23 protein-coding genes are annotated in these 25,146 nt (G+C 35.7%); 8 read left to right on the top strand and 15 right to left on the bottom strand.

The genetic code is table 11. The annotated features are described in order from the left end of the window. Nucleotides 1-135 precede the first annotated feature (135 nt). Genes Q73A0000_RS00695 through Q73A0000_RS00720 form a run of 6 tightly spaced genes read right to left on the bottom strand, consistent with a single transcriptional unit; the run spans nt 136 to nt 7,011 of the window. Nucleotides 136-522, bottom strand: a complete 387-nt coding sequence (locus Q73A0000_RS00695) for a response regulator (protein ID WP_193812177.1) — start codon at nt 520-522, stop codon at nt 136-138. 2 nt (nt 523-524) lie between these two features. Further along, entirely contained in the window at nt 525-1,085 is a 561-nt protein-coding gene (locus tag Q73A0000_RS00700; protein ID WP_193812178.1) for a chemotaxis protein CheB, read from the bottom strand. After that, nucleotides 1,086-1,907 (bottom strand): CheR family methyltransferase, encoded by an 822-nt coding sequence (locus tag Q73A0000_RS00705; RefSeq protein WP_193812179.1) that lies wholly within the window; start codon nt 1,905-1,907, stop codon nt 1,086-1,088. Nucleotides 1,908-1,909: 2 nt separating this feature from the next. Next, entirely contained in the window at nt 1,910-2,284 is a 375-nt protein-coding gene (locus tag Q73A0000_RS00710; RefSeq protein ID WP_193812180.1) for a PleD family two-component system response regulator, read from the bottom strand. Nucleotides 2,285-2,294: 10 nt separating this feature from the next. Then, nucleotides 2,295-5,876 carry a response regulator gene (locus tag Q73A0000_RS00715; protein WP_193812181.1) on the bottom strand — a complete coding sequence of 1,194 codons (3,582 nt, stop codon included), beginning with the start codon at nt 5,874-5,876 and terminating at the stop codon, nt 2,295-2,297. Between the two features lie 13 nt (nt 5,877-5,889). Further along, nucleotides 5,890-7,011, bottom strand: coding sequence for a hybrid sensor histidine kinase/response regulator (locus Q73A0000_RS00720; RefSeq protein WP_193812182.1), 1,122 nt, complete (start codon nt 7,009-7,011; stop codon nt 5,890-5,892). Nucleotides 7,012-7,183: 172 nt separating this feature from the next. Here Q73A0000_RS00720 and Q73A0000_RS00725 point away from each other — a divergent pair, with 172 nt between their 5' ends. Then, nucleotides 7,184-8,734: a serine hydrolase gene (locus Q73A0000_RS00725; protein ID WP_193812183.1), complete on the top strand. Its 1,551-nt coding sequence runs from the start codon at nt 7,184-7,186 to the stop codon at nt 8,732-8,734. Between the two features lie 72 nt (nt 8,735-8,806). Here the strand turns inward: Q73A0000_RS00725 and Q73A0000_RS00730 are convergent, their stop codons facing one another. Both Q73A0000_RS00730 and Q73A0000_RS00735 read right to left on the bottom strand, forming a co-directional pair. Continuing rightward, on the bottom strand, nt 8,807-9,283 hold the full coding sequence (locus Q73A0000_RS00730; RefSeq protein ID WP_193812184.1) for a SixA phosphatase family protein: 477 nt from the start codon (nt 9,281-9,283) through the stop codon (nt 8,807-8,809). A gap of 75 nt (nt 9,284-9,358) precedes the next feature. After that, entirely contained in the window at nt 9,359-10,399 is a 1,041-nt protein-coding gene (locus tag Q73A0000_RS00735; RefSeq protein WP_193812185.1) for a zinc-dependent alcohol dehydrogenase family protein, read from the bottom strand. 144 nt (nt 10,400-10,543) lie between these two features. Between Q73A0000_RS00735 and ruvX the strand changes: the two genes are divergently transcribed. From ruvX to mazG, 4 genes are all read left to right on the top strand, one after another. Next, on the top strand, nt 10,544-10,960 hold the full coding sequence (ruvX, locus tag Q73A0000_RS00740) for a Holliday junction resolvase RuvX (protein ID WP_193812186.1): 417 nt from the start codon (nt 10,544-10,546) through the stop codon (nt 10,958-10,960). Next, the gene (gene def, locus Q73A0000_RS00745) at nt 10,957-11,529 is read left to right on the top strand and encodes a peptide deformylase (RefSeq protein ID WP_193812187.1); all 573 of its coding nucleotides are present in this window, start codon (nt 10,957-10,959) and stop codon (nt 11,527-11,529) included. Before ruvX ends, def begins: the two co-directional genes overlap by 4 nt. Nucleotides 11,530-11,584: 55 nt before the next feature. Next, complete coding sequence (locus Q73A0000_RS00750; RefSeq protein WP_193812188.1) at nt 11,585-12,139, top strand: DUF5606 domain-containing protein; 555 nt, start codon at nt 11,585-11,587, stop codon at nt 12,137-12,139. 138 nt (nt 12,140-12,277) lie between these two features. Beyond that, entirely contained in the window at nt 12,278-13,045 is a 768-nt protein-coding gene (gene mazG / locus Q73A0000_RS00755) for a nucleoside triphosphate pyrophosphohydrolase (protein ID WP_193812189.1), read from the top strand. A gap of 367 nt (nt 13,046-13,412) precedes the next feature. On the opposite strand, the gene Q73A0000_RS00760 is transcribed toward mazG, so the two are convergent. The 4 genes from Q73A0000_RS00760 to Q73A0000_RS00775 all read right to left on the bottom strand — a co-directional run bounded on the left by Q73A0000_RS00760 (nt 13,413) and on the right by Q73A0000_RS00775 (nt 18,794). Continuing rightward, nucleotides 13,413-14,837 (bottom strand): Omp28-related outer membrane protein, encoded by a 1,425-nt coding sequence (locus Q73A0000_RS00760; protein WP_193812190.1) that lies wholly within the window; start codon nt 14,835-14,837, stop codon nt 13,413-13,415. A 229-nt stretch (nt 14,838-15,066) separates the two neighbouring features. Continuing rightward, nucleotides 15,067-17,016, bottom strand: a complete 1,950-nt coding sequence (locus Q73A0000_RS00765) for a T9SS-dependent choice-of-anchor J family protein (protein WP_193812191.1) — start codon at nt 17,014-17,016, stop codon at nt 15,067-15,069. Further along, nucleotides 16,979-17,695, bottom strand: a complete 717-nt coding sequence (locus Q73A0000_RS00770; RefSeq protein ID WP_193812192.1) for a T9SS type A sorting domain-containing protein — start codon at nt 17,693-17,695, stop codon at nt 16,979-16,981. The genes Q73A0000_RS00765 and Q73A0000_RS00770 overlap by 38 nt, the downstream gene beginning before the upstream one ends. 31 nt (nt 17,696-17,726) lie before the next feature. After that, nucleotides 17,727-18,794: an Omp28-related outer membrane protein gene (locus Q73A0000_RS00775; protein WP_193812193.1), complete on the bottom strand. Its 1,068-nt coding sequence runs from the start codon at nt 18,792-18,794 to the stop codon at nt 17,727-17,729. Between the two features lie 197 nt (nt 18,795-18,991). Between Q73A0000_RS00775 and Q73A0000_RS00780 the strand changes: the two genes are divergently transcribed. From Q73A0000_RS00780 to Q73A0000_RS00790, 3 genes are all read left to right on the top strand, one after another. Beyond that, on the top strand, nt 18,992-19,468 hold the full coding sequence (locus Q73A0000_RS00780; RefSeq protein ID WP_193812194.1) for a TlpA family protein disulfide reductase: 477 nt from the start codon (nt 18,992-18,994) through the stop codon (nt 19,466-19,468). Between the two features lie 13 nt (nt 19,469-19,481). Then, nucleotides 19,482-21,137, top strand: a complete 1,656-nt coding sequence (locus tag Q73A0000_RS00785; RefSeq protein ID WP_193812195.1) for a DUF6029 family protein — start codon at nt 19,482-19,484, stop codon at nt 21,135-21,137. A 330-nt stretch (nt 21,138-21,467) separates the two neighbouring features. Beyond that, entirely contained in the window at nt 21,468-22,541 is a 1,074-nt protein-coding gene (locus Q73A0000_RS00790; protein WP_193812196.1) for an FUSC family protein, read from the top strand. Between the two features lie 176 nt (nt 22,542-22,717). Here the strand turns inward: Q73A0000_RS00790 and Q73A0000_RS00795 are convergent, their stop codons facing one another. From Q73A0000_RS00795 to Q73A0000_RS00805, 3 genes are all read right to left on the bottom strand, one after another. Continuing rightward, nucleotides 22,718-23,212: a hypothetical protein gene (locus Q73A0000_RS00795; RefSeq protein ID WP_193812197.1), complete on the bottom strand. Its 495-nt coding sequence runs from the start codon at nt 23,210-23,212 to the stop codon at nt 22,718-22,720. Next, a complete protein-coding gene (locus tag Q73A0000_RS00800) occupies nt 23,209-23,580 on the bottom strand; it encodes a hypothetical protein (RefSeq protein WP_193812198.1) in 372 nt (123 codons plus the stop codon). The genes Q73A0000_RS00795 and Q73A0000_RS00800 overlap by 4 nt, the downstream gene beginning before the upstream one ends. 293 nt (nt 23,581-23,873) lie before the next feature. Then, nucleotides 23,874-24,998, bottom strand: a complete 1,125-nt coding sequence (locus tag Q73A0000_RS00805) for an ABC transporter permease (RefSeq protein ID WP_193812199.1) — start codon at nt 24,996-24,998, stop codon at nt 23,874-23,876. Nucleotides 24,999-25,146 lie beyond the last annotated feature (148 nt).

Below are 25,146 nucleotides of genomic sequence, written 5' to 3' on the forward strand. Positions count from 1 at the left end.
TATTTTCAGGCAAACTCGAGGAAAGATAAAAGGTTAAAAAACCCTAAAAAGTAAATTATTTTCCTTCTATATAATTGGAAATTAAATTCACTTTAATAAAGAAAAAAAAATAAACAGGTATTCTGAATTGGCCAGTTAGCAGTCCAGATGTTTGCATACAATTTCCTCAAACTGATCAAGATCAAAAGGCTTGGCAATAAAATCATCAGCTTTGGCTTCGGCAGCCAACTCACTGATATTGCTGTTGGCAGAAAAATAAATAACCGGAATGTTTTTTAATTCATCGTTGGCTTTGATTAATCTTGTAGCTTCAATTCCGCTAATGTCCGGCAACCAATTATCCATGAAAATAAGATCGGGCAAAAAGTCCTTTACCTGTTGTTCGATACCATTGGTCGTAGGCGAAGTTTTTACTTCAAATCCGAGATCCTTTAAAATTTCAGTACACAACTCGAGAATTTCCAGATTGTCATCAAAAATAAATACTTTTTTGTTTTTTTTTATAGCGGTATTTTCGGTCATTTTTATAGTTGGTTTATGTAGTTCGCCATCTCTTCTAAATCAAGTATCGCATCAATTGCGACATGATCCATTGCATATTCTGGCATAAAAGGTACGATTGCAGAAGCCGGATTTTGAATAATTGCGAGACCTCCGTTTTCTTTTACTTTCTGCAGTCCCACTGTTCCATCACTGTTGGCACCAGAGAGTAGCAAACATACGAGATTTTCTCCGAATACCTGAGCGGCACTTTCGAAAGTGACATCAATGGATGGTCGTGAAAAATTAACTTTTTCAGAAGCATCCAGTGAAAAGGTTTTATTGTTTTCGATAAGTAAATGATAGTTGGGAGGAGCGATGTAGATCGTGGATGCTTTCATTTCTTCTTTTTCTTCCAGTTCATTTACTTTCAGTTTTGTTTTGCTGCTTAAAAGGTCGGTTAGCAAACTTTCTTTTCCCGGTTTGCGGTGAAGTACAATAATAATAGGAAATGGGAGCAAAGGATTAAGGTCCGGCAGTACTTTTAAAAGTACATCCAGACTGCCGGCAGATCCGCCTATAACCAATGCTTCACAATATTTCATTTATTGAATTTTACGCCAGATCTTTCCGGTTTCTAATCTTTCAAAGTTCTTGGAAATTGGGGAAAAATCCAGAGTTTCCTTCGTGCCTAAAGCAAGATAGCCAAATTTTTCTAAACTGTTATCAAACAGCTCGAACACTTTGGATTGCAAAGGTCTATCAAAATAAATAATTACATTTCGACACAAGATCAACTGAAACTCATTGAATGAATTGTCTGAAACTAAATTGTGCGTTGAAAAAATAATCTTCGTTTTTAAATCATCGTTGAGTTTTCCCAATGAATAATTGGCAGTGTAATAATCAGAAAATTGTTCACTTCCGCCGGAGGCAATATAATTCTCGGTATATAATTTTATTTTGCTCATCGGAATCATTGACTGCGCAGCGTTTTCTAAAACAGCACTGTTGATATCCGTGGCATAAATGAGCGACTTGTGGAGTAGATTAAGTTCTTTTAAAAGTATCGCAACAGAATACGCTTCTTCACCAGTACTGCATCCGGCAATCCAAATGCGAATAAAAGGATAAGTTCCAAGTCGGGGTAAAATGTCATTTCTTAAAGTTTTATAAAACTCTGGATCTCGGAACATCTCAGTAACATTAATAGTTACCTGCTCCAGAAATCGTTTAAAATAAGCGGGTTCTGTTCTGATTTTATATCTGAATTCTGCAAAACTTACAAAACCATCCATGCCGTAAAGCCGCAGAATCCTTCGCTTTAAAGAAGCCCGCGAATATCCCGTAAAATCGTAACCGTAAACTTCCAGTACATCTGAGAGTAGCGTTTCGACATATTCATCATTGTGTTCTGTGGAATTCACGGTCAGTCGATTAATTGGTTAAGTAACAGTAGAAGTTCATCAACATTTACCGGCTTCGAAATGTAACCATCTGCGCCGGCCTCCATGCATTTTTCTCGGTCACCTGTCATGGCTTGTGCGGTAATTGCGATTACAGGAATGTTTTTCAGTTCTTTGTCGCTTTTCATTTTTCCAATGGCTTCATAACCGTCCATTTCCGGCATCATCATGTCCATAAGAACGACACCAACATTTTTATTGGAAGAAAGCATTTTTAATCCCTGATTGGCACTCAACGCAGAAATACATTGAAATTTTTTTGCTTTGAGCACTGCGCTGAGCGCAAATATATTTTTACTGTCATCATCGATGATGAGAATCTCTTTTTCGTTTTTCATAAACTGAACTTTAGATTTTGTCGTATAACCAGACTCTTAATAAAGAAACCATTTGGTCAATATCTACGGGTTTTGAAATGTAATCTGAGGCACCTACTGCGATACATTTTTCGCGGTCGCCCATCATGGCTTTTGAGGTTACTGCCAAAACAGGTAGATTTTTAAATTGCGATGAACTTCTAATTTCACGGATGGTTTCGTAGCCGTCCATTTCAGGCATCATCATATCCATCAAAACAATATCAATGGCTGGATTTTCTCTTAAAATGTTCATGGCTTCTTTTCCATCCATTGCAGGAATTACTTTCATTCCTTGTATTTCAAGCGCTTTTGTAAGGGAAAAAATATTACGCACATCATCGTCTGCAAGAAGTACCGTTTTGTTTTTAAGGATGTTTCTTAACTCTCCTAAATTTTCAAAACCGTCTGATCTATCTCCTTTTTTCTTCTGTTTCTCTTCTACGAGATGAAGGAATAAACCAGCTTCATCTAAAATACGTTGATAGGAATACGCAGTTTTAACAACGATAGAATCTGCATATTTTTTAATTCGGTTTTCTTCACCCTGAGAAAGACTTTTTCCTGTAAACACAATAATAGGAAGTTGTTCTAATCCTTTGTTTTGCTTAATGGTTTCAAGAGTATCATAAGCATTTCTGCCAGGCATTCCCATATCCAGAATTACGCAATCTATTTCCTGTTTTTTAAGAGCGTCAATGCTTTCCGAAACATTACTCACGATGTCTGTGGTGATGCTGTTGGCACTTAGAAAATAACTTAATGCTTTGGCATGCTGCTCATTTTCTTCTACAATCAAAACTTTTTTGGGCGAACGGTTCATCGCATTTTCAAGTTTCTTAAAAACTTCCTGCATTTGATCCAAAGCAAAAGGTTTATTAATAAAATCAACTGCTCCTCTTAATAAACTCTCCTGTTTAAATTTCATTGAGGACATGATATGCACAGGAATCGGTTTTGTTTCCGGATTAGATTTCAACGCTTCCATTACTTGCCAGCCGTCCATTATCGGTAACTGAATATCCAGTAAAATAGCAAGCGGTTTAAAGTGTTGAGCCAATTCAATACCGACATCACCGCGCACTGCTGCAATAACCTTATAGTTCTTCGTGCGGGAAAAATCCATAAGTATTTTTGCAAAAGCGGTATCATCTTCAATAATCAAAATCACTTTGTCTCCTGCGACAATATTTTCGCGGTCATCCGGAATAGGTTGTGGAATATGATCTGCGATAAATCGTTCCGGCTGTTTTGCGACTTCCACGATTGGATACGGCTGACTTTGAAGTTGCAATTGATTTTCATCTCTGGATTCTTCTGTAAAATAAACAGGTACAGTCAGCGTAAATTCACTACCGACTCCTTCCGTACTTTTTAAATCTATTTCTCCACCCAGTAAACGAGCCAGTTCTCGACTGATGGAAAGGCCTAAACCTGTACCGCCATATTTTCGTTGGGTAGATCCGTCGGCTTGTTGAAAGGCTTCAAAAACCATACGCAGCTTATCTTTCGGAATACCAATTCCTGTATCGATTACCGTGAATCGAACTTTCTGTTTGGTCTCATCATTCGAAATTTTTAAAGTGATGCTTCCTTGTGATGTGAACTTAATTGCATTGGAAAGTAAATTTTTAAGGACTTGCTCTAAACGCATTTTATCAGTACTTAATACTCTCGAAGTTTCAGGTTCGATTTCTATATTTAAAGCTAATTTCTTTTCATTTGCAACTGGTTTAAATAACATCTGCATATCTGAGGTTATTTCTTCTAAAGGAACCTCATTAATTTCCAAGGTCATCTTACCAGATTCAATTTTAGAAAGATCTAATATTTCGTCGATAAGCGTTAATAAACCTTGTCCAGAACTTTGCATCACTGCCGCATATTCAACATATTGTTCGTCAAGATCATCGCTTTCAGTCATCAGTTTTGAAAGCAGTAAGATTGAATTAAGCGGGGTGCGCAATTCATGTGACATGTTGGCCAAAAATTCTGATTTGTATTTGGTGCTTTGCTCCAGTTCAATCGATTTCTGTTGAATTGAAATATTGCGTTCTTCAATCAGAGCATTCTTTTCTTCTAATAAGCCGGTTCGTTCTTCCAGCTCCTGATTACTTTGCATTAATTCTTCCTGCTGAACGCGCAATTCTTCTTCAGAGGCGAGAAGTTTCTGCGACTGTGCTTCAAGTTCTTCATTGATGTTTTCCAGTTCGGCATGCTGGGTTTGAAGTTCTTCCGATTGTGCCTGAGTTTCCTCCAGCAATTCCTGCATTTTAATTCTGCTTTGTGCTCCGTAAAATGCCAGGCCGATATTTCCTGCTACAGAATGAAGGTATTCTAATTGAAGCGGAGAGTAGTCGCCCGTTGTACCTAATTCAATAACACCCAACGGAATGTTATATCTGGTAATCGGGATTGCAATAATATTATTTGGCTTTGTTCTTCCTGTGGCATAACTTATTGTAGCCGCATTATCCGGGATGTTTTTCAATACGATCTGTTTTGCAGATCGGAAGGCTTCACCAGCGATTCCTTCTCCAATTTTCAGTGTCGTTTTAATTTCACTATGATCGATTGCATAAGTTCCGGTCAAGTATAATTGATTGTCTTCTCCCTGTAAATAAATGGCAGCTAAACGGCTTTGGGTATGTTCTGTAATACTTTCTAAAATATCTGTGGCCAGTTTTTCAATGCTTTTTTCGCCCATGGTTCGGTCATTAAGCTGCGCGACAGAAGAGCTTAGCCATTCTTTTTCCTCTAATGTATTAAAGGAATTCTGAAGGGACTGAGCCATATTGTTCAGCGGTTCTGCAACGCTTCCCAAACTGTTTTTAGCATTCTGATCCAATAGGATATTATAATCACCATCTGAAATTTGTGCAGTTACCTTTTCAATAGCGGAAAGACGGTTTACACTTTCTTCGTTCTTTTCTTCTAATTCATTTGTTAGCTTATTCTTTTCATTAAAATCCTGGGAAACTTTGCGGAAGAATACAAGCGTAATGGCGATGGCAAGTAACGCTGACAGAATAATTAGCCAAGGCGTATAAGAGGCAAGATTATCTACTGTTTCAGTTCTGGACTTTAGGATGGCCTGCTCTTCAGTTTGCATATTACCAACCGTAACACGGATGTCATCCATGAATTTTTTACCAGCTAATAACTGCTCAGTGGTTACAACATTTTTCCGCTTTTTCTCATTTAGATTTCGATCTAATATGTCCAGACGTGCTTCAATATTAGCTTTTAAAATTTCAAAATTTTTACTTTGCTTATCAGTAGTAGAAATTTCAGACGATAAATCACTGATAGCTACGGTGATATTTTCCTTTGCTTTTGTATACGGATCCAGAAAAACTTGATCTTCTGTTAAAAGATAACCTCGTTGGCCTGTTTCAGCATCCTTGACCAGAGAAAAAAGATGGTCGAGATCTTTAATGATTTTATTGCTGTTCCTTACCATATAGGAACTGTCAATCAGATTTTTTATACTGAGGTAGGAAGCAAAAGAACTTATTAATAAAAGGGTCATTGATAACCCGAGGCCAAATAGTAGATTTCTTTTAAAACTCATAATATTAATTGTGTTATGCTTCCTTTTTAGGATGTGCAGGTATTTGGAAATAGAATTCTGATCCTTCAGAAGGAACGCTGTTAGCTCCTATTTTTCCATGATGACGTTCAATAATTTCCTGACATATATATAATCCTATGCCAAGACCTTGGAAACGTTCAGAAGTTTCCTCAATACGGTAAAATTTCTCGAAGATTTTTTTCTGATGTTCCTCAGACATCCCAATACCGAAATCTCTGACAGAAAAATAAATTTCATCGCCACGCATTTCTGTCGTAATATGTATTTCCTCGCCATCGGGTCCATATTTTATGGCGTTGGTTATAAAGTTAATGATGACTTGCTCGAGACGCATTTCGTCACCATAAATTTGAGCCTCAAAATTACCTTTCTTTAAAATTTTCACATGTGGATTTGATTGCTGCATAATTTCTATAATATGCTCCAATAGATTATTGAAAGAAAAATATTTTTTGTTAAACTTTAGTTTTCCGCTTTCAATCTTTGAAATATCGAGAAGGTCGGCAATAAGAATATTTAATTTTTCAATTTGATTCTGTACTTTGTGCAGACGTTTTCTAATTGTTTCTTTATCATCTTTATCGAGGCTTCGTTCCAATAACTGAATATAACCTTTAATGCTGGTCATCGGCGTTTTCAGTTCATGGCTGGCAATACTGATAAATTCATCTTTTTTCCGTTCCGCTTCTTTCCGGAATTCTATTTCTTCCCGCAAACTTTGCTGCATCTCGTTCAGTGCGCGGCTTTGTTCGTAAATACGGTAAAATGTTTTTACTTTTAAAAGAAGAATATTCATATCAACCGGCTTACTGATGTAATCTAAACCTCCGGATGAATAACCGCGCGTGATCAGTTTTACATTGGCTGTGGCGGCAGAAAGAAATATGATGGCCGTTTCTTTGGCTTTACTGTAACCCGAAATGGCTTCTGCGACTTCGAAACCATCCATGCCAGGCATCTGAACATCAAGAATAATGAGAACATAAGACTTTTTAAGAATTTTTTTCAAAGCCTCTTCCCCAGATAATGCGGTGTCAACCTCAAAATCATTTTTCTCAAGCACTTTTTGTAAGGAAATTATATTTTCCGGAGAATCATCGACAATTAAAATCATTCTATAAATTTAAATTTTACCTCAAAAGATAACAAATATAACATTTTTGAGAATTCTCACAGTATCAAATTCCATGCTAAGAAAGGATATTACTAAAAATTTTGAACTCAGAAAAACGATGAATTATGAAATATTTCCAAAATTATCTATCTTCGTACAAATCAAAATTTCAATGAAAACAAAATTCTCACTTCTTTTAATTCTTATTTCCTTCTTTGCTTTTTCGCAGATGGAAGAAAAGAAACTCGACGAACTTATTCAAAATACTTTAAAAACTTTCGACGTTCCGGGAATGTCCATTGGAATTGTGAAAGATGGGAAAGTAGTTTATTCAAAAGGATTTGGAGTAAGATCTCTCACGAACAATCAAAAAATGACCGATGAAACTTTAGTTGGAATCGCTTCTAACTCGAAAGGTTTTACGGCGACCGCTTTAGCAATGTTAGCAGATGAAGGGAAACTGAAATTCGACGATAAAGTGTCTCAGTATATTCCTGAATTTAAAATGCATGAGGCGTACCCTTCTCAGGAAGTGACCATCAAAGATTTAATTACACACCGTGCAGGTCTTGGTTTAGGACAGGGTGATTTAATGTTTTTCCCAGAAGGAGGGCCTTTAACGGTTAATGATATTATTCACAATGTAAGATATTTAAAACCAGATCATTCATTCCGTACGACTTTGGAATATAACAATATTATGTTCATCGTTGCCGGAGAAGTTATTCATAGAGTTTCTGGACTTTCTTGGGCGGAATTTATCGAACAAAGAATTTTGAAACCAGTTGGCATGACTTCAAGTTACGGAAGTTACAACCGAGCAAAAGCTGCCAATGTTCCGAATATCATCGATGCTCACGCGCCAGTGGATGGGAAAGTAGTTGCAGTTCCTCATGACTGGAATGAAACGGGAAATGCGGCAGGTGGAATTATGAGTAATATCAAGGACATGAATACTTGGGCAGAGTTTTTAATGAATGGTTTTACAACCAAGGACGGAAAGAAACTTGTAACCGACAAACAGATTCAGCAATTGTGGAATCTACAGATTTCTACACCAGTTGCTTTAAAAAATCCGTACGATTCTAATTTTGGAGGTTATGGATTAGGTTGGTTTTTAACTGATGTTAAAGGACATAAACAAGTGTATCACACTGGTGGTTTAATCGGAACGGTTACTCAATTTACTTTAATTCCAGATATGAAATTAGGAATTGTAGTGCTTACCAATCAACAAAGTGGAGCGGCATTCAGCGCCATTACCAATACTATTAAAGATTCTTACTTAGGAGTTGCTGACAGAAGCTGGCTGAAAACTTACGGTGACAGAATGGCTAAAGTGGATGCAGATTATGCCAAAGAAAAGAAAGAAATCTTCGCGAAATCTGATGCCTTTAAAAAAGAGAAAAAGAGCCAGATCAAAGGTGAGCAGATTACAGGAACCTATACCGACCCGTGGTTTGGAGATGTTGTTGTTTCCAAAGAAGGAAACAGTTTCCGTGTTTTCTGTAAAAATTCTCCAAGATTAAAAGGGGAGTTGTTGCCTTATTCTCCAAATGTAATGATTGCAAAATGGGATGACAGAAGCTATGATGCAGATGCTTTCGTTAATTTCAATTTAGATGAAAATGGAAAAGCAGAAGGAATGAAACTGAAACCGATTTCTGACGTTACCGATTTCAGTTTTGATTTTGGAGATCTGGATTTGCAGAGAAAGAATTAATTTGATTCAAAATAAAAATAAAAAACCTCACCAATTTAATTTGATGAGGTTTTTTTATGGTTTTAAATAAACTTAAATATTCTTCGGATCATAATAGAAAATCATTTTTTTCCTCGCATTATGAAAATCTGACCAGGAATCGCAATCAATTTCAAAACCGGCAACGCCACAAGTTGGGAAGATAAACATATCTTCGGCCATGCTGTTTGCAAAATTAGATATTCCATTGTTGTGAGAAAACATGGCTACGTTATTTAAATGGTCATCTAAGCCAAGAGTGATGTTTTCGAAATTAGTGTCGGAAGCGTTGTACAATTTCTGAAGCTTCTCAATTTCGATGTTATATTCTTTATTAAAAATTTCACAAGTTGTTAATGCTCGTAAAGCAGGACTGGAAAAGAATTTTTCAATTTCGATATTTTGAGTTTTCAAAAAATGGGACATTTTTTCAGCATCGTGAAATCCTTTTTCCGCGAGAGGTCTGTCGAAATCATCGGTGTTTTCCGGCCAATCACTTTTAGCGTGTCTTACGAGAATTAATGTTTTCATGCATTTAGTTTTTAAAACATTAAAATTAAATAAAAAAAAGAGAAGTTAGCGGCTTCTCCTTTTTAAAGTGAATAATTAGTTGAAATTAATGATTACTTTCAGTGCTTTCTCTTTGGCGGCATTACCGAAAACTGCGTAGGCATGAATCATATCAGAGAAATCGAAACGGTGCGTTACGAGTTTCTCTGGCTGAAGTTTTTTACTTTCTACATTTTTCAACAGCATCGGTGTCGTACTTGTACAAACCAAACCCATCGTAATCGTTACGTTTCTGGTCCAAAGTTCTTCAATATGAAGGTCTACAGATTTTCCATGTACGCCAACGTTTGCCAGATGAGCGCCGGGTTTTAGAATTTTCTGACAGATATCAAACGTGGCAGGAATTCCGACTGCTTCTATAGCAACATCAACTCCGTATTTCCCAGCGATTTTTTTAATGGCTTCGACTGCATTTTCAGCGCCACTGTTAACTAGATCAGTTGCGCCAAAACTTCTGGACAGTTCCAGTCTTTCCTGGTCTACATCGACCATAATAATTTTTGAAGGCGAGAAAAACTGTGCGGTAAGAAGTGCTGCAAATCCTATTGGTCCTGCTCCAACAATAGCAACAGTATCACCAGGATTTACTTTTCCATTAAGAACGCCGATTTCGAAACCAGTCGGTAAAATGTCACTTAACATTACCGCTCCTTCTTCATCGATATCTTCTTTTAAATGATAAAGGGAATTGTCACCGTGCGGAATTCTAACATATTCAGCCTGAGTTCCATCGATTAAATGTCCTAAAATCCAACCGCCATCGGAACAGTGTGCGTAGAGTTGTTTTTTACAATTGTCGCATTTTCCGCAAGAGGTGATACAGGAAATCAAAACTTTATCGCCTTTTTTAAAATTGGTAACGCCGTTTCCTATTTCTTCCACGATTCCAATTCCTTCATGTCCCAGGATTCTTCCCGGAATTACCGCTGGAACATCGCCTTTTAAAATATGAAGGTCGGTTCCACAAATGGTAGATTTCACCATTTTAACAATCACGTCGGTCGATTCTTTAATCACCGGCATCGGACAATCGACTAAGTCTTTTTGTCCGGGTCCTTTAAATACTAACGCTTTCATAATGATTGTGATTACTGATTGGGCATTATTTTGCCTTATTAAAGTTAGTGAGATTAAGAATGACTTTAGCTAAAATATAAATGATTGAAATCATCATTTTTAAAATTTTGTGCGCAAAGACAAATATTTGTAAATTTGCAAGCGATGGCACAAATATTAGCAATTGATTATGGAAGAGCCCGGTGCGGTATTGCGGTCACCGATGACATGCAAATCATTGCGAGTGGTTTGGATACGGTAGCCACAAAAGATGTTTTTTTATTTTTAAAAAAGTATTTTAGTGAAAACCAGGTAGAGCAAATCGTAGTAGGACTTCCCACGGATTTAAAAGGAAATTTAAATGAAGTAGAAGTTCATATTTTGAAGTTTATAGAGAAATTTAAATCAGAATTTCCTGCCATTGGAGTCGATCGTTTTGATGAACGGTTTACCTCAAAAATGGCTTCTTTTTTTATCTCCCAAAGTGGGAAGAGCAAGAAGAAGCGCGAAGAAAAAGGATTGATTGATAAAGTGAGTGCAACCATTATATTGCAAAATTATTTAGAACAGAAACAGAAATGATATTACCGATAAGAGCATTTGGAGATGCTGTATTAAGAAAACATTGCCACGAAATCCACAAGGATTATCCTGAATTGAAGACGTTAGTTGATAATTTGTTCGAAACCATGCACAGTGCGAACGGTATTGGTTTGGCAGCGCCACAGGTTGGGTTGGATATTCGTCTCTTCGTAGTCGATGTTTCGCCGTTGGCAGAAGATGAAGATTATGTTGATATTGCAGAGGAATTAAAAGATTTCAGAAAGGTTTTCATCAATGCGAAAATCTTGGAAGAAAGTGGCGAAGAATGGAAATTCAACGAAGGTTGTCTTTCGATTCCTGATGTGCGTGAAGATGTGAAAAGAAAAGAAACGATCCTCATCGAATATTATGACGAAAATTTCGTTAAACATACCGATACTTTTTCAGATATGAGAGCGCGCGTGATTCAGCATGAATATGATCACATTGAAGGAATTCTGTTTACTGATCATTTGAGTTCTTTAAAGAAAAAATTAGTCAAAGGAAAATTAGCGAAAATTTCACAGGGAGATGTTTCTGTGACTTACAAAATGAGATTTCCGAAATAGATCCAGTTAAACTTGGAGTAAAAAAATAAATTAAATTCAAACAAATATTAAAAAAATGCAGTTAGAAAAAATAATATCAATTTCCGGGAAGCCAGGACTTTACAAATTGATTTCGCAGTTGAAAAACGGGTTTATCATCGAAGATGTATTGACAAAGAAAAAAGTCAGTATTTCTAATTCTTCACAAGTAAGCTTGCTTGATAATATTGCAATGTTTACCCAGGATACTGAAGTTCCTTTGTTTGAAGTATTCGAAAATTTAGCAAAAAATGAGGATTACAAAGAAACCATTTCTCACAAAGCTTCAGAAGAAGATTTAAGAGCTTTGATGTCTAAATCTTTGCCAAATTATGATAAAGAAAGAGTGTATGTTTCTGATATCAAAAAATTGGCTCAATGGTATAATATCCTTCACAAAGCAGGTTATATTACTCCAGACAGTTTTGTAAAAGCAGAAGAAGCTTCGACTGAAGATGAGACTGTAATCGCTGACAAAAAAGATGCAAAAAAAGCAGCTCCGAAGACTGATAAAGTAACTGCTCCAAAAGCAAAAGCTTCAACTTCTTCAGCTAAATCTGCACCTAAAAGTACCCACAGAAAAATGGGATAAGATTTCAGATCTCAGGATTTGATTAATTGTTCTTAAAACTTTAATTATTAAACCTTGTCAAAGTTTTACCTTTGATGAGGTTTTTTTTTGTCTTTGCAATGAAGCAAAGTAATTTCACTACTCTAATTTTATTTAAAAATGAACTCCAGACAAGAACAACTCGAAGCTTTCAATCGCTTACTCGATATCATGAATGATCTGCGCGAAAAATGTCCGTGGGATCAAAAGCAAACTTTGCAAACACTCCGTCATTTGACATTAGAGGAAGTGTATGAGCTTTCTGATGCTTTGCTCAATGAGGATCTGCAGGAAATTAAAAAAGAGTTGGGTGATGTTTTATTGCACTTGGTTTTCTATGCTAAAATCGGGTCTGAAAAAGGAAGTTTCGATATCGCAGATGTTATTAATTCTTTAAATGAAAAACTGATTTTCCGTCATCCTCATATTTACGGAGATGTTGAGGTGAAAGATGAAGAAGAAGTAAAACAGAACTGGGAAAAACTGAAACTGAAGGAAGGAAACAAATCGGTGCTTTCCGGCGTTACGAAAGGAACTCCAAGTATGGTAAAAGCGTACAGAATTCAGGATAAAGTAAAAGGAATTGGTTTTGAATTTGCGAATGCTGAAGATGCCTGGAAAAAAGTGGATGAAGAATTGGCCGAGTTTCACGCAGAAACCGATTTGGATAAAAAAGAGCAGGAATTAGGAGATGTCTTTTTCTCGCTCATCAATTACGCCAGAATTTCTGGTATTAATCCAGATACGGCTTTAGAAAGAACGAATAATAAATTCATCGGCAGATTTCAGAAAATGGAGAATCTGGCTTTGGATAATAATTTAATATTGGCAGATTTAACATTGGAGGAAATGGATGAACTTTGGGAAGAAGCCAAGAAAACTGAATAAACTTTTAGTTTTTTTTATACACATAAAAAAATGAGGAAGTTATCAATTTGTAGAAAGTCATTTTATAGATTAAAGTCATTTTCGGATTAGTGAAGGTGTATTGATTTTTCAGTGGAAAGAAGAAATGCCTGAAGTTATAGCCCCGATGGGAGCGGCATCCCCGCCTTGGCGGGATATAGCGGACAGCGGGACGAGTATTGGGAGGAGCGAAAGTTTTGTTGCTTCTTATTGAGAATCTAATTATTCGATATCGGTTTCTAATTTTTTTCCAAGATTTGACACTGATTTACTAAGTATTATTAAATAAAAAAAGAAGCTTCAACACCTTGTTGAAGCTTCTAAAATATGATCTAAACTTTTTAAAAGTTTATTTTACTAATAAGTCTTTCGTAATTGAATTTCCGTCTTGAGAAATATTTACAAAGTATTTACCAGGAGTTAAATTGATAGGTAAGTTAATTGTTTTGCTGTTTGATTTTACGACACCATAGTTTTTAACCATTTTACCAGACACATCAAAGATAACTACATTGTACGTACCGTCTGCAGCAAGTTTCAGATTAAAATCGGACTTAGCTGGGTTAGGGTATAATGTAATATTAGCTGCATTAGGTTTGATGTTATTTACGGCTAGAGCAGTTTTGTCAAGTTTAACAGCATTAAGAATTGTACCATCAGTAGCGTCTAATAATAGTAATACGGTGCTTAACTTCTCTTGGTTATAAGCTGCGGGAACTGTATAACTAAAGGTGTAATTAACAATTTGTTCATCCGTAACTGATGTAGGAATAGAACCGGTCTGTCCGGCATATCCTCCTAATAGAGCTCTGCCAACATGGTTGTAAATCATTTGATTTGCTGGTACCGTAGCTGGTAAGTTTTCAAAACCACCCATTGGGCCATTGCCACCGCCAGCATAATAGTTACTTTGTCTATATCCAGAAGCTGTTCCTTGTACCTCATCTTCTACTACAACTGCTGCTAATCTATAGTTAACATTATTATTGACAATAAAAAATTGAGCAGCTACGTTAGCTGTTAATTGATTATTTATGATTGAGTATTCTCCAGAAAGTTTTGCGGGAGCTGCTATTAATTTTCTAGTTGCAACATGGTTACCAATTGAATTGGGTGATACGTCTACTCCTTTTAATTCTCTGTCTACGTTCATTCCTGGATAACCTGCGAATGCTGCGCCAGCGTTATATGCTGCCAGTACCATCGGGTCGCCATTATGAACGGCAATACTAATTTGATCATTCGGATAATCTTCATTTACTTTATCTAATGCGACCATGCCTCTTGGGCACCAACCACACCACGTACCGGTTCCTTCTTCAAATACCACTTTTTTAGGAAGGAATTGTGAAACGACACTCGTGGTTACTGTAAGATTATTATCAGCAGGATTGCTGTCTGCATTATCATTTACTTTCGTAATGGTTAAGGTAATGTTTTTAGAAGCAATATCTGTATAACTGGTAAGTATAGGATGGGTGATTTCTCTTTGTTGACCTACGTTTAAATAGGCTGTTATTTTTTCTTTATGATCTCCAGTGCCATCATTCCAATTAAATTCTACTGAGGTGATATTGTTGGTTCCTACATTTTTTATTGTTAGTCTGATAGCGGTTTCACTGCCTGCTACCAAAAATTTATTGATTTTGCCACTAACTACCTGAATATCATTATCTGCAGCAGGTTTTGATGTTATAGGTTTTTGATTAAAGGAATTAGCATTCATAAATCCTGTGAGATAGAATGCGGTCGCTAGAAAGTAAAGTTTTTTCATATTGATAATTTTTATTAGATTTCATTTTGGGTGTAATAATTATTGAAAGAGATTATTCTATTTTATTAAAGATTAATAACCTGCCGTTCAAATGTTTATTAGATATTTTCAGTAATGATAAATTATAAAATAGTGAAAAGTTATTACTGAAAAATGATAAAGCTTGGAGGCTCTATTTTTTTCAGAATAACTTTTCACATTAGATAGTTAGAAGATTACTACCAAATATTTATTTTACAAGAAGCTCTTTTGTGGTAGAATTTCCGTCCTGAGAAATATTGACAAAGTATTTACCGGGAGTTAAATTAATAGGTAAGTTAATCGCTTTACTATTAGATTTTACTGTACCAAAGTCTTTAACTACTTTACCAGAAATATCAAAAATGGTTACATTATAGGAACCGTCTGCAGCAAGTTTTAGATTAAAATCAGATTTAGCTGGATTAGGATATAATGCAATATTAGCTGCATTAGCTTTGGTGTCAGTTACTGCAAGCGCAGTTTTGTCAAGTTTAGTAGCATTTAGGATTGTGCCATCATTACTGTCAATTAATAACAATACAGCACCTAACTTATCTTGTTTGTAAGTTGCAGGTATCGTGTAATTAAAGGTGTAATCAACTGATAGTCCATCAGTGATAGCTGTAGGAATAGAACTGGATTGGCCAGCATAACCTCCTAGTAGTGCACGAGCTACGTGATCGTAAACCATCTGAGCAGCAGGGACTGTTGAAGGTTTGTTTTCAAAACCACCCATTGGACCGTTGCCTCCTCCAGCATAATAGTTACTTTGATTATAGGCTGAAGTAGTTCCTTTAACACCGTCTTCTACTACAACTACTGCTAATCTGAAATTAGCCCCTGTTTTGTTCATAAAGAACTTGGAGTTCACGTTAGCTTTTAGTTGATCTCCTGTGATCGTAAAATCACCAGATAGTTTTACAGGAGTAGGAGTGTTTTTTCTATCGATAACATAAGAGTTGATTGTTGAAGGATTTGGGTCAACCCCTTTTAACTCTCTATCTACATTCATTCCTGGGAAACCTGTAAATCCTGCCCCAGAAACATAACCAGCTACCTGCATTGGTTCAGCGCCGGATCCTCCATGTACTGCAATACTAATCTGATCATTTGGATAATCCTGATTTACTTTTTCTAATGCCACCATACCTCTTGGACACCAGCCGCACCATGTGCCTGTTCCTTCTTCAAATACTACTTTTTTAGGTACTACTTGTGAAGCTACAGTGGTATTAACTATTCCTGTATTATCAGCAGGTGTTGGGTCTGCAGCATTATTTACTTTAGTAATGTTGAGGTTGATTGTTTTCGATGTAACAGTGTTATAAGATGCTTTGGTAGGGTGAGAAACTTTTGCAGATTGTCCGGGAGCAATATTTGCTGCGGCTGTCGCAATATGATCAGTGCCATCGTTCCAGTTTAATTCTACTGAAGAAATAATAGTAGAGCCATTGTTTTTAATATTGTAGATAATCTCATTCTGACTATTAACAGCAATATATTTATCAATGCTGGCGGAAGCTAATTTTGCATCATCAGCTGGTAGTGTTTCAATGGTGATATCATCTAAAAGAAAAACATACTGATCTGAGCAGTTAAAATGTCGATAAGACAAATAAACAGTTTGCCCAGCGTAGGCAGAAAGATCAATTGTTTTTTGTTGAAAACCACCCTCGAATGGCAATGTTTCTTCTAACACAGGAGTAGTTGCGATAACATCAGCAGGGGTATTGTTTGTAGAAATATATACCGCATAATGCTCCGCACCATAAGATCCCAGCTGTGAGAAAAGATTATATTTTAGAAAGAGATTATTAGCGCCTGCAGGTAAAGTGATAGGGGTGGAAGTTACTAAATTATCTGGATTTAAAACAACATTGTTCCATGAGAATGAAGTCATTGATTTTGTACCAAAAGGCGAATAAATAGAACTTGCGTTAAGGACTGCAAAATTATTACCGTCACCATCAAGATCTGTATACTTCCAGTTCGCGCCATTTCCGGATTCAAAATTCTCTGAATAGTGTACTTGTGCATTGAAAGTATTTGCGAAGAAAAAAGCTGCTGCTAAAAAATAGAATTTTTTCATATTATTAATATTTTTTTGGGGACTTAGAAGATTATTTCTTAATGATTTTTGTTGTAGATATTTTTCCATTAGAACTTACTATATTTACGATATAAACTCCCGCAGCAAGTTTTTGCGCACTAATTTTATTGTTTCCAGCTTTCACTTCTTGATTTAAAACTAATTTGCCGGTAAAATCAAAAATAGAAATAGTACCGTTGTTTTTAGAATCTAATTCTATAAAATCTGTTACTACTGTGTTTTTTAGCACGATTTCAGACTTTGCAGAAGTATTACTCACAGCCAAATGTTTGTCGTATAAATACGTAATTCTAACAGGTGCACCGATTTCATTTCCTAATGCATCTACCTGATAAAATTTAAATAAAAACGACATCGGTTGATCGCTTTCCTTTTTATTCCAGAAGTGGTCGAAATCACCAGTGTTTGAATTGGCATCAATAGTATAGCCATTCGGTGGATAGTTCATTCCTAACATTACAAAAGGCATACAGTTACCACCAAAACAAAATTCGAAGTCTTCTCCTGTAGTATTCGTTAGAGCTTCACAAAGTACTTTAACTTTGATGCTTTGGGTGGGTGAGGTATTCGCCACCGTAAAATTCAACATATCATTGTTTGTATCATAGGTGCTGTACTTGTAGACTTCGCCATCGTTCATTATTGTCCCGTCTAATTTTTTTACTGCCATTTGTGATAATGCAAAAGAGCAGGTTAAGAATGCAGATAAAAGAACTAATTTTTTCATAAGTTTTACTTTTTATTATTTTTAAATTTTACTATAATGTTTCCAATGCGTTCGTTGTGTTAACTTTAGCTTCACGAACATTAATCACTTCGTTTTGGCTATTAAGAACCGCTACAATTATTTTCATGTTTTCTTTAACGAAATTGCTTGGAATATTATAACTGAAGTTTTTGAGATAGGTATTGTTATTTTGGCTGTTATTAGCCGGAATCGCTTCTCCGGTAACAGGGGTTAATAATGCTCTGAGTACATTGTGGTTCACGTAGTCCGGTACAATTGGAAGACCGCCGTACAAAAGTGGTTTACCTCCCGATCCATTAAAATAATTATGTTGAGGATATTTAATCTGATCTTCAACAACATATATTAAGGTTTTTAGGTTTGAATAATCAGCAGCAAATGCAATACTGAAATCACCTGAAATTACGTTGCTCTCCAGCTTGGTATTAATGGCAATTCCTACCTTGCTATAAGGCTGAATATATTGTAAGGGAAAAGAAACATCAGTATAATTATTATTAGAAGTACTCCATTCTGCGATATGATTAATAAGAATGGTGGGATAAGCCCAAATTCCTAATTGATTAATAAAAGCTGTAGAAGCCTCATTCGTAAAAGGATCAGTCTGAACTGTAGGACCATGTAGCCCAACAAAAACAGCTTTGTTATTTTGCTCAATTAATTTATCAAATCTCGCACTGGCAATAGGGCAGTTGCCACACCATGTCCCTGTGAAATCTTCAAATAATATTCTGTGAACAAAATTAACGCCTGTTAATGAAATACTATTAATTGTTAAAGGTTTGGTAGTGATACTTTGGTATTTTGCTGTAATCGTGTACTCACCAATATGAGTCGGAACAAAAATATTGTGATCAGAATTTAACTCACCATTAATATAGAAAGTAGATTGACCAGTCACGTCATTATTAAGATTATCTGTTGCGATAAGTTTGATGGAATTTCCCAATAACACTGCGCTTTCACTGGACGAGAGCTTTACATAAGTGACGATATTCATTCCTTCATCGCTTTCAGAACCAGCACATGAATTTAAGAATAAGACAAACATAGTTAGTAATAGTAGAGTTTTCTTCATTATAATTTACAATTTATCAAGTTTTTTGTAAAACTACAAAATTTTCAGTTTCTAATGGTTTTATTCATTAAAATAAATAGAATTAAAACTAAAAATGATGTTACTGTAAAAATATTTTAACAATACGTATTATGGTTTGGGTTTTTATTAATATTTTAGTGCACTGAAAAAAATGAAATTCATATTAAGATAAGTTTATGAGAAAAATTGTATTTGGATTAGCAATGATGTGCTGCGTAAGTTTCAATGCCCAGTCTATTGAGAACATCAAAGTGAAAAATATTAAAGGCGAAAATATTGCTTTAAAAGATTTGAACAATGATAAACCTTTAGTTCTAAGTTTTTGGGCAACTTGGTGTTTACCATGCATGGAAGAGCTAAATGCAGTTAATGATAATTTAGAGGAATGGAAGAAAGAAAGAGATTTCGATTTTATTGCAGTTTCTACAGATGATCCCAGAACCGTTAATAAAGTGAAAACCGTTGTAAATGGTAAAAACTGGAATTTTGATCAGGTATTATTAGACCCGTCACAATCGATTAAAAGATCGTTAAACGTTAATAACGTACCAACTACACTCGTATATTTTAAAAACAAATTGGTTTATTCTCATGTCGGATATGCCCCAGGTGATGAAGAAGAATTATTTAATAAATTAAAGCAGATCCAATAATAGAAAATAAACTATGAAGAAGAAATTACTCCCTATTTTTATGATATTGGGACAGGGATTATTATATGCTCAGTTTAATGGCAGTTTAGAATCTACCAATCAATATTATGTTGATGACAGTAAAATAAAACTGGCAGAAAATGAAGCTAATGAGAGATTCCGTTCCAATTCTTACTTAACTTTAACTTACAAATACAAGCAATTTACAGTTGGTGCTCAGCTAGAATCTTATGAGCCCAAAGCGCTTCTTAATTATTCTCCAAAATTTGAAGGGGTTAACCTCGGAACTTATTTCGTTAATTATAATAATGACAAAGGTTTAGATGTAACCTTAGGTCACTTTTACGAACAATTTGGATCTGGTTTAGCGTTAAGAACATGGGAAGACCGTCAGTTAGGAATTGCCAATTCTTTAGTTGGTGCACGTGTTAAGCTATCATTAGCTGATAATCTTATTAATATAAAAGCACTTTACGGAAAACAGCGTATTGGGATGGGATTTGATTTTTCCAAAACGAATATCGCTGGTTTAGATACCGAATTTCAACTTGCTAAAGCTTTAGGTTCAGAAGCGTTTGATTCTAATCTTGGATTTAGTTTTGTTAATAAACATCAAACTAAAGAAGTCGCTTTTATCAATGCTCCCGCAGATGTTAATATCTACGGCGTTCGATGGAATAATGAATATAAAGATTTCTACCTAAACGCCGAATATCTTTACAAAACAAAAGATGCCATAAAAATGGCGGCAGAAGTAGATCCTATTAATGTCTTTTCTGGAAATGCTATGAATTTAGCTTTAGGATATTCTAAAAAAGGATTTGGGTTCAGTGGAACTTTAAGACGCTTAGAAAACTTTAATATTTATTCAGATAGAAACGAAATTGGCAATCAATATAATGAAGCTTTATTGAATTATACACCAGCGCTTACCAAGCAGTTTGACTATAGTTTAGCCAATGTTTATGTTTATCAGTCTCAACCACAATTAACATTTTTTCCTCAAAGAAAAGCGGGCGAAATAGGTTCTCAGTTTGATCTTTATTACCAGTTTAAAAAAGGAACAGCTCTCGGTGGAAAATACGGAACAGACATCGCTTTTAACTTCGCAAACTGGTATGGTCTGAAAGCTAAATATCGTGTGTATGAAGATTACAACACCGTTGAGACCAAAACTTTTGCTTTAGGAGAAAGATACTATTCAGATTTTAATGTAGATATCAGAAAGAGATTATCCAGCACTTGGAATACGGCTTTAGTGTACATCTATCAGGATTATAATACCGATAGAATTCAGGAAACAGAAGGTCAGGTTTTTGCGTCAACCGCCGTTTGGGATAATATTTTTAAAATCAATAAAAACTCACTTAAAGTAGAAGTTCAACATCAATGGGCCGATTCTTCCTATAAAAATTGGGCAGCCGGTTTAGTAGAATTTAACTTCCTCAAAAACTGGTCTGTATTCACCAGCGATATGTATAATTACGGAAATGATGATGCCGAAAAACAATTGCATTATTATACTTTTGGTGCGGTATTTAGAAAAAACTCAACGAGAATACAAGGTTCTTACGGACGCCAGAGAGGAGGATTGCTATGTGTCGGAGGAGTATGTAGAATGGTTCCGGAAAATACCGGTTTTACACTGGGGATTAATACCACTTTCTAATCAAAAAGTAGAAGAATTTAATTAAAGAAAAGAATAAAATTTAATCAAATTCTATTTGTTATGACCACTAAATCACTTTTTATATTAAACGAACCACTGCTTTTGCGGTGGTTTGTTGTTATTAATTATAAAGGCCAAAACTTAGGTATTAATAGGCCAACCGATAAAATCGTGCGGCAACGGTTATATTAATCCCAGTTTATAATATTAAACTAAAATAGTTATAAAAAAACGGTGACTTTTGAAGTGATAAAAATCTTAAATTTGCAGCTCTAACTTTGGATTAGATTAATAAGGTCTTGAAAAAATCAAAAATGGTAACCAACTAAAATGAAACTCCATCACCGATTAAATACACCGATACAATCTTTTATCGAAATAAAAAAAACCGAAAGACTTTGGCATTTCCCATTTTTGGCAGGAATATGTGTCGGAATTTGTTTGTTGATCGGTTGGTTTTTCGATCAACCGGCGTACGGAAATCTCGCCTGTATCGGTTCATTGGTGATTCTTTATTTTACACAAGCACCACTTTCACAACGAATGATTCACCTTTCGATGTGTGCTTTAGGTTTCAGCCTTGCTTTTGCCTTAGGAAGTCTGTTTAGTTTCAATCATTTTGGAGGTGCCGTGGCGCTCGGCGTAATCGCTTTTCTTTCGCACTATATTACTTCGTATTTTGATATTCCGCCGCCTCGAAATTTTTTTTTCGTCATGGTTGCTGCGGTCGCAACTTCAATTCCTTTTGAGGCGGAATTAATTCCTCTTCGAGTTGGTTTGGTGACGATGGGCGCAATGTTGTCGGTACTTCTGGCATTTTTCTATTCGGTTTTTATTGCCAGAAAAGTGCAGGAACCAAAGGTCAGAAGAAAGCTAAAAAAGAAACGTTACACCAGCATCGTCGAAAGTTTAATTATCGGATTCGCCATGTTTTTAGCGCTTTTAATCGGCAATCTTTTAGACCTGAAAAGTGCCTATTGGATTCCAATTTCCGCATTGGCCATTTTACAGGGAAAAGATTTAATTCACACCAGACAGCGAAATCTCCACCGCATCTTCGGTACTTTTGTCGGCATGGGATTAACCTGGCTCATCCTTTTCCTAGAGCCAAATGGGTTACTATTGGTCTTAATTATCGCAGTACTGCAGTTTATTATAGAATTGATTATCGTTCGAAATTATGGATTAGCCGTAATTTTTATCACGCCTTTAACCATTTTCCTGGCTGAAAATTCTGCCGGAATGACGATTAACATTAATGACTTAATGCAAGCCCGAATTTTAGATACCATCATCGGAAGTTTAATCGGTGTTTTAGTCGGCTGGTTTCTTCATCACCAAATCTTAGTTTCCAATCTGGAAAAGAAGATACGCGGGGCTAAATTACGACTCAAAAGAAACTGAAAAACCCTCAGGATTTTCTGAAGGTTCATTATGTTAGTTAAAAATCATTTTATTTGGGCAGACATTTCCGTCTTCCGTTCCCGCTTTTTTTGTTTCACTTCGTTCCACAAAAAAGAGCTCCACTCAAGCCGGGCTGCAGACCAGGCTTGTATGAAATGACTGAGCTAAAATATCTATTAGTTGAAATATGTGTGGTACGTATCCATCGACTGTTTTAATTCGCCAACGATTTTATTTGCATCTTCTCTGTTTTCAGCTTTTTTCAATTTGTCGATTTCTTTCATGTGCGGTGCTAACCAAGCGTGCAAAACATCGTGTGGTGTACCGGTCATTGTACAGCTTTTTACCAGCTTATCATTCGTCGCACTCAAGTTCGTTCCCAACATTTTAAAGTCTCCATTTTTTGGTTTGTAAGCATTCAGCTGAGTTTCCATTTCGGCAATGTGAGGTTTCATTTCACTATTCACTGGCCATTTTGCTCCGTTGTTTAAATCCAGTTTTACAGATTCATCATGTTCTTCAGCAGTTGCATGTTCATCGTTGGAAACATGTTCGTCCGTAGCAGTTTGCTCTGTTGTAGTATGCTCATGTTCAACATGTTCTTCCTGCTTTTTCTCACAAGAAACAACGATTGCTAAGCCTAAGATGGCTGATAAAAATAATTTTTTCATTTTTTAAAAATTTTTAATGTTATAAATAAAAATAATGCAGTAACTCCGATGCGGAAAGCCATGGCTCCCACGGTTTTTGTTTCATATATTCCGCCATCATTAATGTAAATAAATAATCCAATGTAAGCGAGAACCAGAATAATTAATGAAACGATTAGAGGAACTTTTGACCAAACTTGATTCTTTAAAATTCCATAAGCTGTAATTAGATAAAGAATTCCACAAAGTAAATTGGCCCAAACGATGAATGGAACGAAATTGCCTTCTTTAGCTCTGATCCCAAACCAATTGAATAAGACCGAACTGCTCATGAAAAGCGTCACGATTCCGAAGAGGAGCAGGAATATAAGAAGTATTGTTTTTTTCATAATTGTAGTATTTAAAGATAAGGTTAATAAAATTGTTTCTTCACCATTAAGTCTTTTATTCAATGATTTAGGTCATTAAGAAAAATAGCTAAAGATATTTTTGAACGTGGTTTTTTCATTTTTAATAAATCTTAATTCTCTTAATTCCTTCACAAGCCTTAATGGTTCAATCTTCATTTTTCCACCATTCAGAATTCTATTTTTCGATATTTTCATTTTAGCCTTATTCATCTTTGATAAATCTTAATTCTCTCAATTCCTTCACAAGCCTTAATGGTTACATTTTCTTATTTCTAATTCGTTTTTCTGTACCGCAATACCGCCCATGAATTGAATACAATTGCAAAGAAAGAAATAACACCGAAATGCAGCAGCAAATCTTTGAAACCACTATTTTTAAGCATAATCAATCGGATCGCTTCTACGCCATAAGTTACCGGATTAGCGTAGGCGATATATCTTGCCCAATCGGTCATGCTTTCTACAGGCGTGAAGAGTCCGCTCATCAAAACGAAAATCATCATAAAGAAAAACACGACGAACATCGCTTGTTGCTGCGTTTCACTGTAAACGGAAACCAACAATCCTATTCCTAAAATGACAACCAGATAAACGGCGACAAATCCGTAGAGGAGCAAAAAACTTCCCTGCATTTGAATTCCGTACACAAATATGGTCACCAAAAGCCCAATGGTAAAGGCGAGCATCGCCAATAACCAAAACGGAATCAGCTTGCCCAGAATAAAATCTGTTTTCGTGATCGGCGAAACATTAATCTGTTCGATGGTTCCGATTTCTTTTTCCTGAACAATATTCAGAGCTGTTAAATAGCTGGAAATTAAAGTAATCAGAAACGCCAAAATCCCCGGAACTAAAGAAAGTCTATAATTGTAGTTGTCGTTAAACCAAAATTTTGGAACGATTTCTAGACCGGAAGTTATTTTAACACTTTCAGTTTCGGGTGCGATTTTTACTTGAATCTGCTGGTTATAATTCTGTAAAATCTGCGAGAGATAACTTGCGGAAAGTCCGGCTTTGGTTCCGTTGATGGCGTTGATGGCGAGCAATACTTTTTCGTTGTTTTCACGAACCAGATTTTTCTCGAAATTGTTAGGGATTTCTAAAATTAAATCGACTTTATCATTTTCAACTTCCTGGTAAGCTTGAGAATAACTTTCGCCATAATTGATAATTTCAAAATAGCTTGAAGCCGTAATTTCCCGAATGAGCTCTCTGGAAAAAGTAGATTTGTCGTGATCTACGACTGCAATTTTTATATTTTTGATTTCATAACTCGCTGCCAAAGGAAGAATCACCAACTGAATCACCGGCATCACGAAGATAATGGCCAGGATTGCTTTGTTCCTGAAAATCTGCAGGAATTCTTTTTTGATCAATATGCGTAATGTTCTGAACATTTTATTTTACTTGAAGGTTTTTTAACCACAAAGTCACAAAGTTTTTATTTTACGATGTTTTTAAAAAGACCATGAAGTTTATTTTATTTTAATCTCACTTTTTATTTTATCTAAAACCTGCAGCCCGACTTGAACGGAGCTCTTTTTT

The organism is Kaistella flava (ex Peng et al. 2021) (genome assembly GCF_015191005.1).
In the GTDB taxonomy this organism is placed as follows: domain Bacteria; phylum Bacteroidota; class Bacteroidia; order Flavobacteriales; family Weeksellaceae; genus Kaistella; species Kaistella flava.

Excerpts from the sequence above, each read along its gene's own strand:
- Q73A0000_RS00715 (WP_193812181.1), bottom strand. The coding sequence starts at position 5,876 with ATGAGTTTTAAAAGAAATCTACTATTTGGCCTCGGGTTATCAATGACC.
- Q73A0000_RS00800 (WP_193812198.1), bottom strand. The coding sequence starts at position 23,580 with ATGAAAAAAACAATACTTCTTATATTCCTGCTCCTCTTCGGAATCGTG.
- Q73A0000_RS00750 (WP_193812188.1), top strand. The coding sequence starts at position 11,585 with ATGCAGTTAGAAAAAATAATATCAATTTCCGGGAAGCCAGGACTTTAC.
- Q73A0000_RS00775 (WP_193812193.1), bottom strand. The coding sequence starts at position 18,794 with ATGAAGAAAACTCTACTATTACTAACTATGTTTGTCTTATTCTTAAAT.
- Q73A0000_RS00770 (WP_193812192.1), bottom strand. The coding sequence starts at position 17,695 with ATGAAAAAATTAGTTCTTTTATCTGCATTCTTAACCTGCTCTTTTGCA.
- Q73A0000_RS00710 (WP_193812180.1), bottom strand. The coding sequence starts at position 2,284 with ATGAAAAACGAAAAAGAGATTCTCATCATCGATGATGACAGTAAAAAT.
- Q73A0000_RS00720 (WP_193812182.1), bottom strand. The coding sequence starts at position 7,011 with ATGATTTTAATTGTCGATGATTCTCCGGAAAATATAATTTCCTTACAA.
- Q73A0000_RS00805 (WP_193812199.1), bottom strand. The coding sequence starts at position 24,998 with ATGTTCAGAACATTACGCATATTGATCAAAAAAGAATTCCTGCAGATT.
- mazG (WP_193812189.1), top strand. The coding sequence starts at position 12,278 with ATGAACTCCAGACAAGAACAACTCGAAGCTTTCAATCGCTTACTCGAT.
- Q73A0000_RS00700 (WP_193812178.1), bottom strand. The coding sequence starts at position 1,085 with ATGAAATATTGTGAAGCATTGGTTATAGGCGGATCTGCCGGCAGTCTG.
- Q73A0000_RS00730 (WP_193812184.1), bottom strand. The coding sequence starts at position 9,283 with ATGAAAACATTAATTCTCGTAAGACACGCTAAAAGTGATTGGCCGGAA.
- Q73A0000_RS00735 (WP_193812185.1), bottom strand. The coding sequence starts at position 10,399 with ATGAAAGCGTTAGTATTTAAAGGACCCGGACAAAAAGACTTAGTCGAT.
- Q73A0000_RS00695 (WP_193812177.1), bottom strand. The coding sequence starts at position 522 with ATGACCGAAAATACCGCTATAAAAAAAAACAAAAAAGTATTTATTTTT.
- Q73A0000_RS00790 (WP_193812196.1), top strand. The coding sequence starts at position 21,468 with ATGAAACTCCATCACCGATTAAATACACCGATACAATCTTTTATCGAA.
- def (WP_193812187.1), top strand. The coding sequence starts at position 10,957 with ATGATATTACCGATAAGAGCATTTGGAGATGCTGTATTAAGAAAACAT.
- Q73A0000_RS00725 (WP_193812183.1), top strand. The coding sequence starts at position 7,184 with ATGAAAACAAAATTCTCACTTCTTTTAATTCTTATTTCCTTCTTTGCT.
- Q73A0000_RS00795 (WP_193812197.1), bottom strand. The coding sequence starts at position 23,212 with ATGAAAAAATTATTTTTATCAGCCATCTTAGGCTTAGCAATCGTTGTT.
- ruvX (WP_193812186.1), top strand. The coding sequence starts at position 10,544 with ATGGCACAAATATTAGCAATTGATTATGGAAGAGCCCGGTGCGGTATT.
- Q73A0000_RS00760 (WP_193812190.1), bottom strand. The coding sequence starts at position 14,837 with ATGAAAAAACTTTACTTTCTAGCGACCGCATTCTATCTCACAGGATTT.
- Q73A0000_RS00765 (WP_193812191.1), bottom strand. The coding sequence starts at position 17,016 with ATGGAAAAATATCTACAACAAAAATCATTAAGAAATAATCTTCTAAGT.
- Q73A0000_RS00785 (WP_193812195.1), top strand. The coding sequence starts at position 19,482 with ATGAAGAAGAAATTACTCCCTATTTTTATGATATTGGGACAGGGATTA.
- Q73A0000_RS00780 (WP_193812194.1), top strand. The coding sequence starts at position 18,992 with ATGAGAAAAATTGTATTTGGATTAGCAATGATGTGCTGCGTAAGTTTC.